The following is a 17,877-nucleotide window of genomic DNA, read 5'->3' as shown; positions in this document are numbered from 1 at the left end:
GTATACGGACAGACTTGTTCGTACGCCTGCCGACGTAATGGGGCGAGCCGGGGCCCGCCCCATTCCACCTGCTCAGCCGCGATAGGTACGGAAGAACGTACGGATATCGTCCACGAGAAGTCGCGGCTGCTCCAGGGCGGCGAAATGACCGCCCTCGGCGTATCCGTTGAAGTGCTCGATATGCCCGTCCGGATTCATCACCCGACGCATGAGCGGATCGGTATTGAACACCGCCCACCCCTGCGGCACGCCCGACGGCGACACCCAGTCCATACCGGAATGCGCTGTTTCCCAAAGGAATTGCGCGGCCGAGGCACCGCTGCGAGTGAACCAGTAGATGCTGATATTGGTCAGCAGCAGGTCACGGTCCACCGCCTCGCCGGTTGCGCGGGTCGGGTCGGTCCAGGCCTGGAATTTCTCCGCGATCCACGCCAGTTGCGCGATCGGCGAATCGGTCAGCGCGGCGGCAATGGCATTGGGCTGGGTGGACTGCAGGACCAGATAGCCCTTCTGCTGATTCCACCGAGCCCGCGCGGCCTCGATGGCGGCGAGTTCGTCCTCGCTCAAACAGTCGGGCATCGGCAGCTGCTCGCCCACCAGACCGAGTGAGCCCCGGTCACTGTTCACATGCGTCGCGATGAGCCGCTCCGGATGCGTGGTGGCCAGGCGCCCGGTCACACCCGCACCGATATCACCACCCTGAGCGACGAACTTCTCGTAGCCGAGCCGAGCCATGATTTCGGCGAAAGCCTCGGTGGTGCGCGCCAACTCCCATCCGATCGACGCGAGCGGCGTGGAGAACCCGAAACCCGGCAGCGACGGTATTACGACATGGAACGCGTCCGCCGGATCCCCACCGTGCGCCCGCGGATCGGTCAACGGCCCGATCAACTCGAGGAACTCGACGACCGAACTCGGGTACCCGTGCGTGATCAGCAGCGGCACCGCATCCGGCTCGGGCGACCGGACATGGAAGAAATGGATGATCTGCCCATCGATCTCGGTCGTGAACTGGTCATACGCATTGAGCTTCGCCTCCTGCGCCCGCCAATCGAACCCGTCACGCCAATACTCGGCCAGCTCCCGCAGGTAATCGGGCGCAATGCCACGCCCCCAATCGGATTCCGTGCCGGGCACCGAATGGGGCAACCGCGCGCTCGCGAGCCGCGCGCGCAACTCGTCGAGCTCGGCCTGCGGAATGTCGATCCGGAAGGGGCGGATAGTCGTTGTGTTCGTCATGAGAACCACTCTCGACCCCATTGCGGAAGACTTACTTCCGCATTACAGAGTTTCTAGCAAGATTCGTTGAGATTCGTTTCTACCGCTCTACCAGTAGCAGTAGCTCGTCCATACAACTCAGCATTCGGCCGGATTCTGCTGAAGATATGGAGTAAATATGGACCTCTAACAGACGAGAAGCGTCTTCACACCCCTTTGGCTGTTGAGGGCAAGTTGATCACGCACCCCTCACGCGTCATCTCGCGTTCCTCAGCAAGTTCTAGACTCGCCGCGGGCGCATAGCACCTTGACCTAGGTGATGGACTCATATAATTTAATGCGCATATATAAATATCCATCTAGCTACTCACGACGCATCCGCGCGACCGGCTCCGGCGAGAGCCAGCCGGGCGGTGCGCGGTGCACCGCGACCGGTCACACGAAAATCGAGATGCACCGCCTGCAGGTCACCCCGCCCCGCACCGAGCCCCACGCCTCGAGCTGACGTGCAAGAGCAGGATCTGCTTGGTGTGCCGGGGGCCTCAATGCCCGTTCGTCGCGCCGAGGACGGCGAGTCGAACCCTGTTGGTGGCACCGGTTTTCGTCATCAGATTGCCGATGTGGGTTTTGACGGTGGTGACCCCGAGGTGCAGACGGTCGGCGATCTCCGAATTCGACAGGCCCGCCGCGACCAGCGCAAGTACTTCGGCTTCACCCGCAGCCACTGGCCGTGACTCCTCCTCCTGGAGGAGAGCATCCTCCCTCAGGCCAGGTCTACCGCTGCCTTACGAACTGCATCCTGGCTTCGATTCTCGGTTGGCAACCGGTAGGTGACCTCGGAGGTCGGGATGGCCCCCACGCTGAGCACCGGAACGATCACCAAAATCCAGGTCGACGGCAAAGGTCGCACAGGCCACCCGAACGGCGGTACCGCGGAACCCTGGCGATCATTTGTCCACGCATGGTTCGAGGTGCCCGCGTGCGACGCAACTCCCCGACCGGCTCCATCCCGTGGTGGATGGCCATCCTCCCGGCGGCCGCATTGTGGGCCTCCGGGCGGATTCGGCTGAGTCCGGTAACAGCGACGGTAGAGCCATGACACACGATGAGATCGAACCTGGGCCGACAAACCGGCCCCCAGCCGACGCCGAACCCTTGGGATCGCGGCCGCCTCCGGGCTGGCGATCCGCGCGACCGCCGGATTGGCCGGAGGCATTGCACTGGGGGCGGATTCGAATCCGCCGCGGTTTCAGCCCATCGGATTGCGGCGGTTCGAGAACAAGGTGGTGTTGATCACCGGGGCGACTTCCGGGATCGGGCGGCTGCGGCGCGATTATTCGCGGCCGAGGGTGGACGAGTCGCGCGTTCTGCGGCCGGCGAGTTGATCGCGGGCAGGCTGTGGAACAGGAGATTCGGGCGGCCGGTGGCGAGGCGACCTACTTTCGAGCTGATGCGCTGATCGAGGATGAGGTGCGCGGGTTCGTCGATGCCGCGGTGCGGACCTACGGTGGATTGAATGTCGCGTTCAACAATGCCGGGATCACCTGACCGCATGCCTCGTCTGCCCTGCATTCAGCCAAGATCGCACCTCGCGCAGGTACTGCCACTCTGCGGGGAGTTCTGACCCTTCAACTGCCAGCCGAAAACAGCGCCAGCGCGTTCATAGTGCGGTCACGCATCGGCCGCTTAGCCGATCGTGACAGCCACCTGGATAGCGTCGATCTCGACAAGGTCATGCGTAACTCCGCACCGGTCGAATTCACAGATGTGGGCGCGGCCGGAGGCCGTGGCGCCGCCGAATCAGAACGGCTTGACAGCTGTCAGATATCGCGTGTTGTCGAACATTTCCGCCAGTGGCTCCGCGACCGGTGCCACGGGACGGTTGTAGCGTTCGGCCAGTTCCTGCAGGCGCAGGGATGAGGTGGTCCAGCCGTGGGCGGCGAGCGATTCAGCCGGATCGGCGCGTTCGTCGGTGTAGAACAGTGACGCGAGGTCGACCTTGCCGAACGGAGTGTCTTTCAAGTGTTCCGACTCCTGCTCGGCGATGCGGGCGATATCGACACCCTTGCCGACGGTCTCCGCCGCCACCGTGCTACCGGGCACCGAAAGCTGACCGATCCGTGCGAACAAGGCATCCTGTGCGGCGCCTGGCAGGTATGGCAGCAGCCCCTCCGCCGACCATGCGGTGGGCGAGGTCGGATCGAACCCCGCCTCGACAAGCGCCGCGGGCCAGTCGCCTCGCAGATCGACGGCCACCTCGCGCCGGTCCGATCGCGGCACGGCGCCGGATTCGGTGAGCACCTGACGTTTGAACTCCAGCACCTTGGGCTGGTCGATCTCGAATACAACCGCGCCCGTCGGCCAATCCAGCCGGTAGGCCCTGGCATCCAGCCCAGCAGCCAGAATCACCGCCTGGGTCACTGCGTCCGCCGCCATGGACAGGAAGAATTCGTCGAAGAACCTACTTCGATATCCGATGAATCCAGAGGTGAACGGGATCTGCGCCCACAGCGTCGGATCGTTGATCAGTCGGTTCATATCCGAATCGCCGGATGCCACCACGAACTGTGCGGCGTACTCGTCATGGACGAGGGCATCGGGCCGTTTCGTCTCGATAGCCCGTGCGGCCGCGACGCCGAGCGCGGTCATGCCGACGCTGCTCACAATGTCCCAGGTATCGCCTTCGCTACGCATAATGCTGTCCCCTCGAAGTGTCCTGATTGCCATGGCTGACAAGTCGGAATCCGGGATTACGCTCGAGCGAGGAAGCAGGAGCCCTCTTGTTCGGCGTGGCAAATATGCTGCTGTCGATGGGTGGAGCTGGTTACGAACTTGATCATACGACCCCGTCTCAGGAGCACGGCCACCGCCTGCTACGGGGTGGTCGGCAGGGATAGCGAAATCAGCCGGTCGGATGCACGGCCAGCCTCATCCCGGCGATGCCGCGAGGCCTGTCGGTCAATGCGGTCGCGATGGCGCGGAACGCTGCCGAAGTGGTCGATTCCGGATCGGTGATCACCATCGGTATGCCCTGATCTCCCGTGGCGCATACGTTGGGGTCGAACGGGATCTGGCCGAGTAGCGGGCAATTCACACCGAGGATCGCGGTGAGCTGCTCGCTGACCAGCGCGCCGCCCCCAGAGCCGAAGAGCGCCTGCCGAGAACCGTCGGGCCCATCGAACCAGGACATGTTCTCGACCACCCCGGCAACCCGCTGTTTCGTTTGGGCCGCGACGGCACCAGCCCGTTCCGCGATACGGGCGGCTGTCTGCTGGGGTGTCGTGACGACGAGCAACTCTGCCGTCGGCAGCATCTGGGCCAGCGAGATCGCGATATCGCCGGTGCCAGGCGGCAGGTCGACCAGCAGGACGTCGAGATCACCCCAATAGACATCGACGAGGAACTGCCGCAACGCGCGGTGCAGCATCGGACCGCGCCAGACAACCGGCTCGTTGTCCTCGACGAACATGCCGATCGAAATGACCTTGATGCCGTGCACGGCGGGTGGCATCAACATTCGGTCCACCGCCGTGGGGCGCGCATCGACACCCATCATGGCGGGAATCGAATGGCCGTGGATATCGGCGTCGAGAATACCGACGCGCAACCCACCTGCCGCCATGGCAGCGGCGAGATTCACAGTGACACTGGATTTTCCGACACCGCCCTTACCCGATACGACGCAGTAGACACGCGTGAACGAGCCAGGCTGCGCAAAGGGGATCACCGGCTCGTCACCACCGCGAATCCGCCGGCGCAGCGCGGTGCGTTGCTCGTCGGTCATGACACCGAATTCGACTGTCACGGAACTGGTTCCAGGAATCTCGAGCACCGCCTCCCGGATATCTCGGACGATACGCTCGCGCAGTGGACAGGCCGCCACGGTGAGCAGAATTCCGACACTGACATGATTCGCGGCGTCGACAGCGATCGATGCGACCATATCCAGTTCGGTAATCGGGCGGTGGATTTCGGGATCCTCGACGAGGCTCAATGCCTGCCGAATCCGCTCTTCTGTCAACGGTTGTGTGGCAGTCATCGACATGGATGATCCGGCTTTCTCGAGAAGGGGAGATCAGGCGAAGCTGGCGCGCAGCATGTCCGCGCGTTCGACGACCTTGACGCGCTCGCGGCCCTCCGGCTCGCCGAGGGCGCGCTCATGCGCGTCGAGGCGGTACCAGCCCTGCCAGGTGGTGAAGGGGATGCCCTTGCCCGTCAAGAAATCGATGACCGCCTCCGGCGCGGAATCCTTTGCGCCCGAGAGCCTCTCGCGGTCGTCGAGCAGGCAGGCCACGGTCTCGTTGGCGTCGCCCTTGGTGTGACCGATCAATCCGACCGGACCGCGCTTGATCCATCCGGTGACGTAAACACCGGGCATGAAACGCGCGGCGCCGTCTGCGCCTTCGTCGACCAGCACCCGGCCCGCCTCGTTCGGGACCACACCCGCGTGATCGTCGAACGGCAGCTTCGCGACGCTTTGCGACAGATAGCCGACTGCCCGATACACCGCGCCCACTGGCCAGTCCCGAAAACTACCGGTGCCCTTGACATTGCCGGTGCCGTCGAGCTGGGTGCGCTCGGTGCGCAGGCCGACGACCTTGCCGTCCTCGCCGAGGATCTCGGCGGGCGATTCGAAGAAGTGCAGGAACAGCCTGTGCGGGCGGTTGCCGACATCGCGGATAGCCCACTGCTCCAGGGTGTTGGCGATCATGTCGACCTGCTTGGAGTGCCGCCGCGCGGCCTCGGAGCCCTCGTCATAGTCGATGTCCTCGGGATCGACGATGACCTCGATGGTCGGGGAATGGTCGAGTTCGCGCAGCTCGAGCGGGGTGAACTTGGCCTGCGCCGGGCCGCGGCGGCCGAAGACGTGCACCTCGACGGCCTTATTGGCCTGCAGGCCGTTGTAAACGTTCGGCGGGATCTCGGTGGGCAGCAGTTCGTCACCGGTCTTGGCCAGCACGCGCGCCACGTCGAGTGCGACATTACCGACGCCGAGGACCGCGACCTTCTCCGCCTCCAGCGGCCAGGTGCGCGGCACGTCCGGGTGGCCGTCATACCAGGAGACGAAGTCCGCGGCGCCGTAGCTGCCCTCCAGGTCGATGCCGGGGATAGGCAGTGCGCGGTCGGCGTTGGCGCCGGTGGAGAAGATGACCGCGTCATAGAACGTGCGCAGATCATCGAGGGTGATGTCGGTACCGTAGTCGATATTGCCGAGCAAGCGGACCTGCGGCTTGTCCAGCACCTTGTGCAGGGCGGTGATGATGCCCTTGATGCGCGGATGGTCCGGCGCGACGCCGTAGCGGATCAATCCGAACGGCGCGGGCATGCGCTCGTACAGGTCGATGCTCACCTCGGCATCGGACTTCATCAACGCGTCGGCGGCGTAGATACCGGCCGGGCCCGCGCCTACGATCGCCACGCGCAGTGGGTATTTCGGCACACTCATGGCTGATATGCCTCCACGAATGCCGTATCCGCCCCGACCGCACCCAATTTCGCCGCACTGCCAGGCGATCCGAGCGCGATATCGCGCCCCGGCAGCGGTTCGGTGAAAAATCGCTCGTTCTCGGCCACGAACTGCTGTTGCCCGGCAGGGATATCGTCATCGAGGTAGATGGCCTCGACCGGACATACCGGTTCGCAGGCACCGCAATCCACACATTCGGTCGGATGGATATAGGCCATCCGACCGCCGGTGTAGATGCAGTCGACCGGGCACTCCTCCACACAGGCCCGATCCATGACGTCCACGCAGGCGGCGCCGACTACGAAGGTCATGACGCCTCCTCAGCCGATGCGGCCGCGAGCTCGGTGTCTTCGCCGAGTGCGGCCAGGATTTCGTAGCGGCGCCGCGCGAATTCGGGTTCGAATCGAGCGCCCGGCGCGCGGGGATTGTCGATCGTGATGATGCGCTGGATCCGGGCGGGGCGAGTGGTCAGCAGGACGATCCGATCCGCGAGCAGCAAAGCCTCGTCGACGTCGTGGGTGACGAACAGGACAGTCGTCTTGTGCCGCTGCCACACCGAGATCAGTAACCGTTGCATATCGGCGCGGGTCTGCGCATCCAACGCACCGAAGGGTTCGTCCATGAGCAGTACGCGCGGTTGTGCGGCCAGGGTGCGGGCCAGCTGCACACGCTGGCGCATACCACCGGACAGGGCGCCGGGCAGGTGGTCACCGAAGTCGTTGAGCCCCACCTGATTCAACAATTCCAATGCCTCCGGTCGACGCCGACCGCGCGGCACCCCACGCAGCCGCAACGCGAATTCGACATTCTTACGAGCGGTGCGCCATGGCAACAGTGCGTCTTCCTGAAAGACCATCGCGCATTGCGCGCCGGTACCCACTGCACCGCCGTCCACTTCGGCGGTGCCACCGATCGGTGTCAGCAATCCGGCCATGGCACGCAGGATGGTTGATTTACCGCATCCCGACGGACCGAGCAGTACCACGATCTCGCCTGGGTCGACATCGAGATCCACTTCGGCAGCGAGACTCTCGCCGTATGCTATGCGCAGCTGGCGCATCCGGACGGCCGCTCCCGCGCTCATCGCACTGCCCTCGGCAACCAACGGTTGACCCGCCGACCGACTACTTCGACGAGCCAGGCCGTGGCCCAGCCCAGCACTCCGATCGACAGCATTCCGACCACGACCCCCGGATAGTCGAGCAGGCCGTAGGACTGCCAGGTGAAATAGCCGATACCGAACTGTCCGGAAATCATTTCGGCACTGATCACGCAGATCCACGCGACGCCCATCGCCACCGAAAGCCCCGAGAAGATGCCGGGTAGCGCGCCGGGCAAGGCGATCTGGAACAGGATCTCCCAACGTCGCGCGCCGAGCGTGCGAGCGGCTTCTTCCCACACCTTCGGCAGGGCGTGCATGGCATGGATGGTGCTGACCGCTACCGGGAAGAATGCCGCGAAGAAGGTGATGAAGACGATGCCCTGCTCCCCCGTCGGGAACAGCAGAATAGCCAAGGGCACCAACGCGATTGCCGGTATCGGCCGGAATACCTCCAGTATCGGTCGCACCAGTGCGCTGACCATGTATGAGCGACCGATCGCCATACCGACGAGCACACCGCCTACCGTCGCCAGCCCGAAGCCGATCAGAATTCGGCGGATGCTGGAGACGATATTGCTGTAGTAGGAATGGGTGCCCAGCTGAGTTCGGAACGAGTCCAGAACCTCCGCGGGCGTGGGTATCTTGTCGAAGCGCAGCCAGAACACCACCTGGTTCGCCGTGAGCAGATACCACAGCAAAACCAGCGCGCCCAGCGGTACCGCAGTGAGCAGTGCCGTGCGCAGTCGGCCCGGCAGCACTACCCGGACGGGCCGTCCGGTCGATCGGTGGGTGGTCGCCCCCGTTTCGGTAGACGTTGCCGGGATCGCGGCAACCGGTTCGGCGGATACCGTCATATCGAACCTCCTGATCTCGTGTCGGATGTCTAGCGGGCCAGCAATGCCGCTGCGTAGTCGATTACGGCTGCGCCAGGATGGCCGCCCGCATAGGCCTGGGCGTCGGCCTTGACCGCGAACGGTTTCAGCCGCTCGTCGGGTGCGGCCGCGGGATCACTCACCCAGGTGGCGGTGGCCGCGAAGATCCGCATCCCAGACGAGGTATCCGTGACATAGCCGACCCGGGCCGAGCCGCCGTGCTGGGCGATCAGGCGAAGCAAGCAGGTCGGGGTCTTGGCCACCGAGGTGGTGTCGGCACCTTCGAACCACACCTCAGCAGCGGTTGCCGCATTGTCGACGGCGCCCCCACAGACCGAGTCGGTACCGGTCAATCTGCTCGGGGCGCTAGTCGAGGCACGCTGGGTCTGGTAGTCGGATCCATACAGCGCCCGAACGTATTTGTCGTTGACGAACTCGCCGAGATCCAGATCAGCCAGCGCACCGAGCCCCTTCAAGAAGGGCAGCAATTTGCCGAGCGCATCGACCTGCTGGGGCTTGATGGTCGGATCGAAACTCACCAGGCCATTGGGGCCGTTGTACAAGTACACGACTTCCGCCGGTATTCCGGTGATCTCGGCGACCCGCTTCGCGGCGGCCAGCGGATTCTGATTCAGATAATCGGTGGTCTCGCGTTGCGCGGCGAGGAATGCCGCGACGATATCCGGGTTCGCCTCGTCGAATCGCTTATTCGCCACAACCGCGTGGAAGGTCGGAATGTTGGCGCTACCACCGTCATAGAGCAATCTGGCCTTACCGTCGAAGACGAGCTTCTGCGGCCACGGCACGAACTGCGCCAGCGCCGACACCTGATCGCCCTGCAGTGCCGAAGCCCCGACGGCCGGGTCCTGGCCGAGCAGTTTCACATCGTCCAGGGTGAGCCCGATACCGGATAGGCCGGTGGCGAGCATGCCGTGTGCGGCGGAGCCGACGCTGGTTGAAACGACCTTGCCGCGCAGATCCGCCAGGGTCGCCGCGGGTGAATCCAACGGAACCACTACCTGATTCAGTGATCCACGCAGGTTGTAGCCGGTGACCGCGATCAATTCGGACTTCACATCGGCGTGATCGCGCGTCTTCGACCCGTTGACCAGGATCGGGGCATCGCCCATCGACCCGATATCGACCTGGCCCGCCAGCATCTGCGCGGTCAGCGGGGGCCCGGCGGCGAAGTCCTTCCATTCGACCTTGTACGTCACACCTTTCGACTTGCCGAGTTCGGCCAGCTTGGCCTCGAACGTGCCGCGATCACGCAACAGCGTGCCCGCGGTGACGGTATTGATGGTCTTGGATTGATAGCCGATATTCACAGTGATCGTTTTGCCGTCGCCGCCAGCGCCGCATCCGGCAACGACGGTGGCCGCGGTCGCGGCGCCGAGCAGCAGCGCGAGCCGGCCTCGAAAGGTCGTGCGTGGTGTCCTCATCGTGGTGCTCCTTCGCCCGCGATCAGCGCAGCAAGTAGGGGATGTTGACGGTCACGGCGCCGACCGGACAGCGGGCCGCGCACGGGCCGCAGTACCAGCACTCGTCGACGTGCATATACGCCTTGCCGGAATCCGGGTGGATCGCGAGCGAATCCAGTGGGCACATATCGACACACAGGGTGCAGCCGTCGATGCATTTCTGTTCATCGACGGTGACCGGAACGTCGATTCGGGAGTTGACCAGGGCCATCAGATTTCCTTCCGAGAGTTGGCGATGCCGATGCGAGCGAAGGCGCGGACATCGGCGTCCGGGTCCTCCAATGCGGATTGCAGGGCGGCGGTGACCTCGGGACGTTCGGCGATCCGTTCGGCGAGTGCGCGCACAGCCGCCTTGCGGACGTCGAGGTTGTCGTCGGCGACCGCCGAAATCAGGTGAGGTGCGGCGTAATCGGCGTCGACAACCGCCAGTGCGTTCGCCGCGCCCTGGCGGACCTGCCAGGCCGGATCGGTGATCGCGGTCGCGGCGACCGCTGCCGCCTCCGCACTGCATCCGGTTTCGGCCAGTCCGGACAGCCCGGCGGCCCGCACGAGCGGATCGTCGTCAGTGGCCAGTCCGACGAGCGTCGCCGATCCCCGTGGATCGCCCACCGCGGCAACGCCTTTGGCGACCGCGATGCGCACGAGCGGATCGGGGTCGGCGGCCGCTGCGTCGAGTTCGGCCAGTGCATCCACCGAGGTGAGCCCGCTGACCACTGTGCGGCGCACCTCGGCATTCGGATCGGCGAGCAAGCCGAACAGTTCGGCGGCGTCGACCCGACGGTGTCGCCACAGTGCGCCGATCGCCGCGGAGCGTACGGCGGGTTCGGCCGCCGATACACAGCGTCGCAGTGTCGCATCGAATTCCACGCCGGGAACCAGCACCTCGAGCAGTTCGGTGAGCAGACCGATGGCGGCGTGCCGCACGGTGACATCGACATCGGCCAGACCCGCCGCGATCATCGGCGTGGCCGCCGCCCACTCCTCGGTGGTCTCGCTGAGCACCGACAGCGCCGTGCGGCGGACCTCCGGATCCGGGTCGACCAGAAATGGTCGAAGTTCGGTGAGCTCGGGACACTCATCGGCCAGATCCATCAACTGGAGCAGGCGGGCACTCATCGGGCACCCCATGCGCCGACCAACTCCGGTGCTGCCGCATCGGGCACGCCGTCGGGCCGGACGAATCCGGGTACCGGCACGATGTACGGGGCGACCGGCCGCGTAGTGAACTCCATCGCCCCTGATTCACCGCGAAACAGGTTGAGGTGACAGAACCATTCGGCATCGTCGCGCTCCGGCCGATCGGAGCGCAGATGGTAGAGCCCCCAGCGGCTCTCGGTGCGCCGCAGTGACGCACGCGCGGCCATCTCGGCGCAATCCCGGATGAACGTCACCTCCGCACAACGCATCAGCTCATGCGGGGTGTGCGCGCCCATCCGCTCGATATCGGCGTGCATCCGCTCGAATGCCTCCAGCCCGAGCGTCAGGTAGCGCTGCGTTTTCGGTGGTTGCAGATAATCGTTCACGAAGCGGCGCAGTTTGTATTCCACCTGCTGCTGCGGCGGACCGTCCGGGTTGGTCAGCGGCCGATAGATCAGTGCGTGCGCGGCCGAGATCTGATCCTCGGGCAGTTCGGGATGTGCCGCGCCGCTGGCGTAGTCACTCGCACTGCGACCGGCGATATCGCCGTAGACGAACGCGCCGATCATGTAGTTGTGCGGGACCAGCGCCATATCGCCTGCCGCGTAGAGTCCGGGCACGGTGGTCGCGGCATATTCGTCGACCCAGACCCCGGATGCGGAATGCCCACTGCACAAGCCGATTTCGGAGATGTGCATTTCGATATCCCGCGTCCGGTAGTCGGTACCGCGTCCGGCGTGGAAGGTGCCGCGGGTCGGCCGCTCGGTGGTGTGCAGGATCCCCTCGATCTGCTCGATCGTCGCATCCGGCAGATGGCTGAGCTTCAGATAGATCGGCCCCCGAGCGCTGTCGAGTTCCCGCTTGACCTCCGCCATCATCTGCCCGGACCAGTAGTCGCAGTCGACGAACCGGTTGCCATCGGCGTTGACCTGGTAGCCGCCGAACGGATTGGCGACATAGGCGCAGGCCGGACCGTTGTAATCCTTGATCAGCGGGTTGATCTGGAAACATTCGATACCCGACAGTTCCGCGCCCGCGTGGTAGGCCATCGCATAGCCGTCACCGGCGTTCGTCGGATTCTCGTAGGTACCGTAGAGATAACCGCTGGCGGGCAGACCGAGCCGACCGCACGCCCCGGTCGCCAGGATGACCGCGCCGGCCGAGATCGTCACGAATTCACCGGTGCGCGTATCGAATCCGACCGCGCCGACCGCCCGTCCACCGACGGTCAACACCCGCACCGGCATGACCCGGTTGTTGATCGTCACTTTCGCTCGAACATCGCGGGCGCGCAGCGTGCGATAGAGCACCTTCTTCACATCGCGCCCCTCCGGCATAGGCAGCACATAACTGCCGGACCGGTGCACCTTGCGCACCGCGTACTCGCCGTGCTCATCCTTCTCGAACTTGACCCCATAGCTCTCCAGCCGCCGCACCATGTCGAAGCCGCGCGTCGCGGTCTGATAGACGGTGCGCTGGTTGACAATTCCGTCATTGGCCACCGTGATATCGGCGACGTAATCCTCGGGGCTCGCCTTGCCGGGAACGACGGCGTTGTTCACCCCGTCCATTCCCATGGCGAGCGCGCCGGAATGCCGCACATGCGCTTTCTCCAGCAACAGGACATTCGCGCCGTGCTCGGCCGCGGTGAGTGCGGCCATCGTTCCCGCGGTGCCGCCGCCGACGATGAGTACATCGCAGCTCAGTTCCCTGCGCTGCGCAACCGGTGGGATATCCATTGGCATCGGAGATCAGCCCCTTTCGTTCGGTTCGGCCACACCGCGATTCGGTGTGACCGGAATGCGATGCAGTCGGCCCGACAGCGAGAACCGGTCCCCGCGATAGCGGACGTACTCCAGGTCGATGGGCCTGCCGGAGTCGGTGTAGGTGAGCCGTTCCAGGAACAGCAGCGGCGAACCCGCGCGGACCTCCAGGAGACCGGCGACCGTCGGATCCGCGGCTACCGCCTCGATCGAAACCGCCGCCGAACCCAGCGGTAGGCCGAGTTCGGCCTCCACCAGACCGAATACATCGGAGCCGGTCAGATCCATCGTCAGCAGCGGCGCGCCGACATCGGCGGTGAGGTAGCTGGCGTCCAACGACAGCGGGGTGCCGTCGAGGTACCGGACTCGCTCCAGCGCGACCACCGGTGTCGCCGGTTCGAGCTCGAGCCGCTCGGCCACTATGGGTGTCGCGGGGACGACCTCCGCCAACAGCACCCGGTTGACGACCCGATCCGTGCCGGTCTCGAAGGTCTCGGCAAGACCACGCAGCCGGTCCAGCCCCTGAACCGCCTTATCGGATACGACGAAGGTGCCCGCCCCGGGAACCCGGTCGACCAGACCCTCATCGCGCAGCAATGCCAGCGCATCACGCACAATATTGCGGCTGGCATCGAAGTCGGCGGCCAATTGCGCCTCCGACGGCAGTGGCCGATTGCCGTAGATACCACTGCGGATACGTGCCCGCAGGATGTCCCGGATCCGGCGAGCCGGCGCCGAGCGCCTACCGGTGCTCGGATCCGGGGCGCCCGCCCTTGCCGGATTTCCCGAATGCGTTCTGCCTGTCATGCGGCAAATGCTGCGAACCGTTCGTTACGTGCGACGTTTCCCGCAATTACCGAATGGTTACGCCAGTTATCGGCACCGGCGCAGGGCCGCTACCTGGGCAAATTCCTGCGACGGCCGGAGTATCACCAGTTGGATGCGCGATGGGCTTCCAACTCCGCTGCATATTTCACCAAAATCTCGGCGGGGCCCGACGGTGGCAGTTGATGCCGCCAGATGGCCCGAAACTTTCTGGTCAAGGCCACCGGGGTCGACAAGCGCACCTCGATGAGGGCGCCCGCCGCCAGGGCCGATGCGGCGATCAGCTTGCTCACCACCGCGGGCGCCACACCGCTGCATGCGGCCGAGATGATCGCCACCGCGGAACCGAGTTCGGCGGCGGGCAGCGCCGGCTGGCATTCGGCGCTCAGGATTTCCCAGACGGCTTCCCTGGTGCCCGATCCCGATTCACGCCACAGCAAGGCAGTTGTCGCAAGCTCCCGTAGGGCGACCGGTTTGCGACGGGTCGCCCACGCATGCGTCGGCCCGACGACCACCACCAATTCATCCGCGCCGAGCACCCGGCTGCCGAGGTCACGCGGTTGATGCGGACCCTCGACGAACCCCAGATCGGCCTCGGCGCTACGGACCATAGCCTCCACCTGGCGGGTGTTGTCCACCGCAAGGGAAACTGCCACATCCGGGCAGGTAGCTCGTAAGGCATCGAGCCACTGCGGCATCCGATGGTCGGCGATGGTTTTCGAGGCGGCGACTCGCAGCCGGGACACGTCAGCGGCATGTAATGCGGTCACCCCATCGACAAATGAACGTGCGGCCTCGAGCACCGGCAGCGCGTGGCCGACCACGACCCGCCCCGCGTCGGTCAGTTCCGAGCCGGTCGGGCCGCGCTCCAGCAGACACAATCGCAGCCTGCGCTCGAGCGCGCTGATCCGCATACTCGCGGCGGGTTGGGTAATGCCGTGCCGACGTGCGGCCGCGCCGAGGCTGCCGAGCTCCGCGACGGAGACCAGCAAATCGAGTACGTCCAGATCGGGCGTTCCGGGCGGCAGGGTCATGAGGTCCGATTATGGGCGGGCGCGCCGCATGCGGCACTCGGAGCGATTCGCTGCCGCCAGCGCACCCGGTCGCTCATCAGCGCTGCTGATGAGGTCCACCCACCCCGATGGCTACCGGCGAAGCAACTCGCTCACGATCGTGAAGGCGTGACGTCGCTACGCCGAAATCTTCCGGGGATCCTGCTCGCGGCCGTTGTCGCCACTGCGGCAACCATCCTCGGCAACGCGCTGCCGATGGTGGGCGTACCTGTCATCGCACTACTCGGCGGCGCGGCGATCGGCGCGCTGGCCCGCCGATCGGTCGAGGAGGCAGGGATATTCGCGCCCGGCCTGGCACTCACCCGCAAACGCCTGCTCGGCGCCGCAATCGTGCTGCTCGGCCTCGGGCTGCCCTTCGGCTCGGTACTGACAGTTGGACGGCAGACAGCGGTGGTGCTGATCGGAACGATCGTCGTCGGCGCGGTGGCCGCGGTCATCATCGGCAGAATGCTTGCGCTGGAACAGGAATCGGCGATTCTGGTGGCGGTCGGGACTACGATCTGCGGTGCCTCCGCCATCGCCGCCGCCACCGCGGTCATCAAGCCGGATAAGGACCGGGTCGCCTACGCCCTCGGCACGATCTTCGTGTTCAATGTCGTTGCAGTACTGGTGTATCCACCGCTGGGGCACCTGTTCGGTCTATCCCAGGAGGCATTCGGACTCTGGGCCGGTACCGCCATCAACGACACCTCCTCGGTGCTCGCGGCGGGCGTGATATTCGGCCCTGCGGCAGCGCATTTCGCGGTGATCGTCAAACTCGTCCGCAGCCTGATGATCGTTCCGATGTGTCTCGGCCTACAGCTGGCTCGCCGAAAGGCCGGCGAAACTATGAAAACCCCACTGTGGCGGACCTTCCCGCTGTTCGTCGCCCTCTTCCTGATCGCATCCCTGATCGCCGGGCTCGGTGCGGTGCCCGCGTCCTGGTCGGCACCGCTCGGACACCTCAGCGCGTGGCTCATCGCCGCCGTACTCGCCGCCATCGGGACTGCCCTTACCTGGCAACATGTCCGCATCGCCGGACCACGCCCGCTCCTTTTCGGCGGAGCAATCGCCCTCATCTTGGCCGTGACCAGCCTGGCACTTCAGACCACTACCGGCTGGCGCTGATATTCGCCGCATTCGTCGTGACGTATGCCCGGTACCAGTGGCCGACGCACTTTGTTGCGACATTGGCGAATGCGGAAGGTTTTGTTCCGCGATTGCTGGGATCATCGACGGATGTTGGAGACTTCGGCGCGGTTGTTGCGGTTGTTGTCGTTGCTACAGATGCATCGGGATTGGACTGGGCCCGCGTTGGCCGAGCGGCTCGGGGTTTCGACGCGGACTATTCGTACGGATGTCGAGCGGTTGCGCAGGCTGGGGTATCCGGTGGATGCGACGTCGGGGGTGGCGGGTGGGTATCGGCTGGGGGCCGGGTCTTCGCTGCCGCCATTGCTTTTGGATGATGAGGAGGCCGTGGCGGTGGCGGTGGGGTTGGCGACCGCGGCGAACGGGGCGGTGACCGGGATCGAAGAGACTTCGGTGCGGGCGCTGGCGAAGCTGGAGCAGGTGCTGCCGTCGCGGTTACGGCATCGGGTGCGGGCGCTGACCGCCGCCACCGTGCATGTGCCGGATGCGGGACAGTCGAATGTGGACGCGGGAGTGCTCACCACCGTCGCTGGGGCGATCCGGGCGAGCGAGCGGCTGCGGTTCGATTACGAAACCCATTCGGACGCAATCGAACAACGACCGCCCTCGCGGCGTGAGGTGGAGCCGCATCGGCTCGCGCATTGGAATGGCCGCTGGTATCTGGTGGCGTGGGATGTCGGGCGCGCGGACTGGCGCACCTTCCGTGTCGACCGGATGACGCCACGGACACCGAACGGTGCACGCTTCACCCCGCGCAGCGTCCCCGAAACCGAAGTGGCCGAGCGGATACAGCGCGGCGTCGGTGCGGCGACGTGGCGCTACCGCGCCAAGGTGCGGGTGGCGGCTCCGGCTACCGCTGTGCGTACCCGGCTACCGGCCGCCGTGACAGTCGAACCCGATGGTCCGAATCACTGTGTGATCCAGGTCGGTTCGGACACGCCACATACGCTGACGTTGTATCTCGGACTACTCGATGTCGATTTCGAAGTCCTGGACGCACCCGAACTCGCCTCGCACCTGCGCACAACTGCCGAGCGGTTTCGCAAAGCGGCGGGTGGAAATTGACATGCGATGTGTCCCGAATTTCGGTGAGCGGCAACCCCGGCCGGACAAATTCTCCGGATTGCCCGGCCGGGAGTACCCGCTCGAGGCTTAATCAAACAGCTCGATTTACCTCACTATTGATTGGCACCTGCGATACCGCCGATGATTCCGCCGATGACACATCCGGGCAGGAATCCGACGATAAAGAAGAGCAATCCGATCAGCGCGCCGACGGCGCATCCGATCAACACACCCGCGACCGTGGTGCCCGCATCACCGATGAACTGCAGCGGGGCCGATTGCGGCGCCGGAGCATTGACCGGCGTCAGCGTCAATGTCGTTGCCGCGGCATCGACTTCGGGAGTGACCTGCACCTGCTGACCCGCCACTGTCTGCAGTGTGGTCGGCACGGTGGCGACCACGGACCCGTCGGGCGCGAGTACCGTGATGCCCGCATCGGGCGTCAGGACGAACTTGCCCGAGGCCAGTGTGATGGTCGCATCGGAGCGGTCCGTCGCCACCGCCGCGGTGTATTGGATGCCGTGGTCCACGCCGTTGAGGACTGTTTCCGACGATACTTCGGGTGAGCCGTAGGCGGTGGCCGCGGTGATGCCTGTCGCGGCAACGGTCAAAACCGTTGTCGCTACCAACTTTTTGATCTTCATTGTGTTTCCAATCATCCAGCCGATTCGATCGATGTTTCCGAGAAACGGACATCGGACATCAATCATCATGCGCTCTCGACACACTCGGCGTCGCGGAAATCA

At 65.0% G+C, this 17,877-nt stretch carries 15 protein-coding genes and 2 pseudogenes; 3 read left to right on the top strand and 14 right to left on the bottom strand.

Translation table 11 applies throughout. The features are described 5' to 3' along the window. Positions 1-72: 72 nt before the first annotated feature. Positions 73-1,239: an epoxide hydrolase family protein gene (locus tag ACQP2U_RS17720; protein ID WP_433715664.1), complete on the bottom strand. Its 1,167-nt coding sequence runs from the start codon at positions 1,237-1,239 to the stop codon at positions 73-75. Between the two features lie 521 nt (positions 1,240-1,760). Next, a pseudogene (locus ACQP2U_RS17715) lies at positions 1,761-1,931 on the bottom strand (response regulator transcription factor); the annotation flags it as partial. Positions 1,932-2,616: 685 nt separating this feature from the next. Here ACQP2U_RS17715 and ACQP2U_RS17710 point away from each other — a divergent pair. Then, on the top strand, positions 2,617-2,766 hold the full coding sequence (locus ACQP2U_RS17710; RefSeq protein ID WP_433715663.1) for a hypothetical protein: 150 nt from the start codon (positions 2,617-2,619) through the stop codon (positions 2,764-2,766). A gap of 252 nt (positions 2,767-3,018) precedes the next feature. On the opposite strand, the gene ACQP2U_RS17705 is transcribed toward ACQP2U_RS17710, so the two are convergent. From ACQP2U_RS17705 to ACQP2U_RS17655, 11 genes and pseudogenes are all read right to left on the bottom strand, one after another. Next, the gene (locus tag ACQP2U_RS17705; protein WP_433715662.1) at positions 3,019-3,912 is read right to left on the bottom strand and encodes a class I SAM-dependent methyltransferase; all 894 of its coding nucleotides are present in this window, start codon (positions 3,910-3,912) and stop codon (positions 3,019-3,021) included. Between the two features lie 208 nt (positions 3,913-4,120). After that, positions 4,121-5,263 (bottom strand): Mrp/NBP35 family ATP-binding protein, encoded by a 1,143-nt coding sequence (locus tag ACQP2U_RS17700; RefSeq protein ID WP_433715661.1) that lies wholly within the window; start codon positions 5,261-5,263, stop codon positions 4,121-4,123. 30 nt (positions 5,264-5,293) lie between these two features. Beyond that, the gene (locus ACQP2U_RS17695; RefSeq protein WP_433715660.1) at positions 5,294-6,664 is read right to left on the bottom strand and encodes an FAD-dependent oxidoreductase; all 1,371 of its coding nucleotides are present in this window, start codon (positions 6,662-6,664) and stop codon (positions 5,294-5,296) included. Then, positions 6,661-6,996 carry a ferredoxin gene (gene fdxA / locus ACQP2U_RS17690; protein ID WP_433715659.1) on the bottom strand — a complete coding sequence of 112 codons (336 nt, stop codon included), beginning with the start codon at positions 6,994-6,996 and terminating at the stop codon, positions 6,661-6,663. Before fdxA ends, ACQP2U_RS17695 begins: the two co-directional genes overlap by 4 nt. Further along, on the bottom strand, positions 6,993-7,769 hold the full coding sequence (locus ACQP2U_RS17685; protein WP_433715658.1) for an ABC transporter ATP-binding protein: 777 nt from the start codon (positions 7,767-7,769) through the stop codon (positions 6,993-6,995). The genes fdxA and ACQP2U_RS17685 overlap by 4 nt, the downstream gene beginning before the upstream one ends. Then, a complete protein-coding gene (locus ACQP2U_RS17680; RefSeq protein WP_433715657.1) occupies positions 7,766-8,641 on the bottom strand; it encodes an ABC transporter permease in 876 nt (291 codons plus the stop codon). The genes ACQP2U_RS17685 and ACQP2U_RS17680 overlap by 4 nt, the downstream gene beginning before the upstream one ends. Positions 8,642-8,670: 29 nt before the next feature. Next, a complete protein-coding gene (locus ACQP2U_RS17675) occupies positions 8,671-10,101 on the bottom strand; it encodes an ABC transporter substrate-binding protein (protein WP_433715656.1) in 1,431 nt (476 codons plus the stop codon). 22 nt (positions 10,102-10,123) lie between these two features. Beyond that, positions 10,124-10,351 (bottom strand): 4Fe-4S dicluster domain-containing protein, encoded by a 228-nt coding sequence (locus ACQP2U_RS17670; RefSeq protein WP_327098653.1) that lies wholly within the window; start codon positions 10,349-10,351, stop codon positions 10,124-10,126. Beyond that, positions 10,351-13,016, bottom strand: a pseudogene (locus ACQP2U_RS17665) (fumarate reductase/succinate dehydrogenase flavoprotein subunit). Before ACQP2U_RS17665 ends, ACQP2U_RS17670 begins: the two are co-directional and overlap by 1 nt. A gap of 12 nt (positions 13,017-13,028) precedes the next feature. After that, positions 13,029-13,847: a GntR family transcriptional regulator gene (locus tag ACQP2U_RS17660; RefSeq protein ID WP_433715655.1), complete on the bottom strand. Its 819-nt coding sequence runs from the start codon at positions 13,845-13,847 to the stop codon at positions 13,029-13,031. Positions 13,848-13,969: 122 nt separating this feature from the next. Further along, complete coding sequence (locus ACQP2U_RS17655; protein ID WP_433715654.1) at positions 13,970-14,899, bottom strand: LysR substrate-binding domain-containing protein; 930 nt, start codon at positions 14,897-14,899, stop codon at positions 13,970-13,972. Between the two features lie 147 nt (positions 14,900-15,046). Between ACQP2U_RS17655 and ACQP2U_RS17650 the strand changes: the two genes are divergently transcribed. Further along, positions 15,047-16,045, top strand: a complete 999-nt coding sequence (locus ACQP2U_RS17650) for a YeiH family protein (protein WP_433715653.1) — start codon at positions 15,047-15,049, stop codon at positions 16,043-16,045. Positions 16,046-16,156: 111 nt separating this feature from the next. Then, complete coding sequence (locus ACQP2U_RS17645) at positions 16,157-17,131, top strand: helix-turn-helix transcriptional regulator (protein WP_433715652.1); 975 nt, start codon at positions 16,157-16,159, stop codon at positions 17,129-17,131. Positions 17,132-17,244: 113 nt separating this feature from the next. Here ACQP2U_RS17645 and ACQP2U_RS17640 read toward each other — a convergent pair whose 3' ends face one another. After that, entirely contained in the window at positions 17,245-17,775 is a 531-nt protein-coding gene (locus ACQP2U_RS17640) for a hypothetical protein (protein ID WP_433715651.1), read from the bottom strand. Positions 17,776-17,877: the final 102 nt, after the last annotated feature.

Source organism: Nocardia sp. CA-084685 (assembly GCF_050955785.1).
GTDB lineage: Bacteria > Actinomycetota > Actinomycetes > Mycobacteriales > Mycobacteriaceae > Nocardia.
The sequence above is the reverse complement of the archived record's forward strand: the minus strand, read 5'-3'. Positions and strand labels throughout refer to the sequence as shown.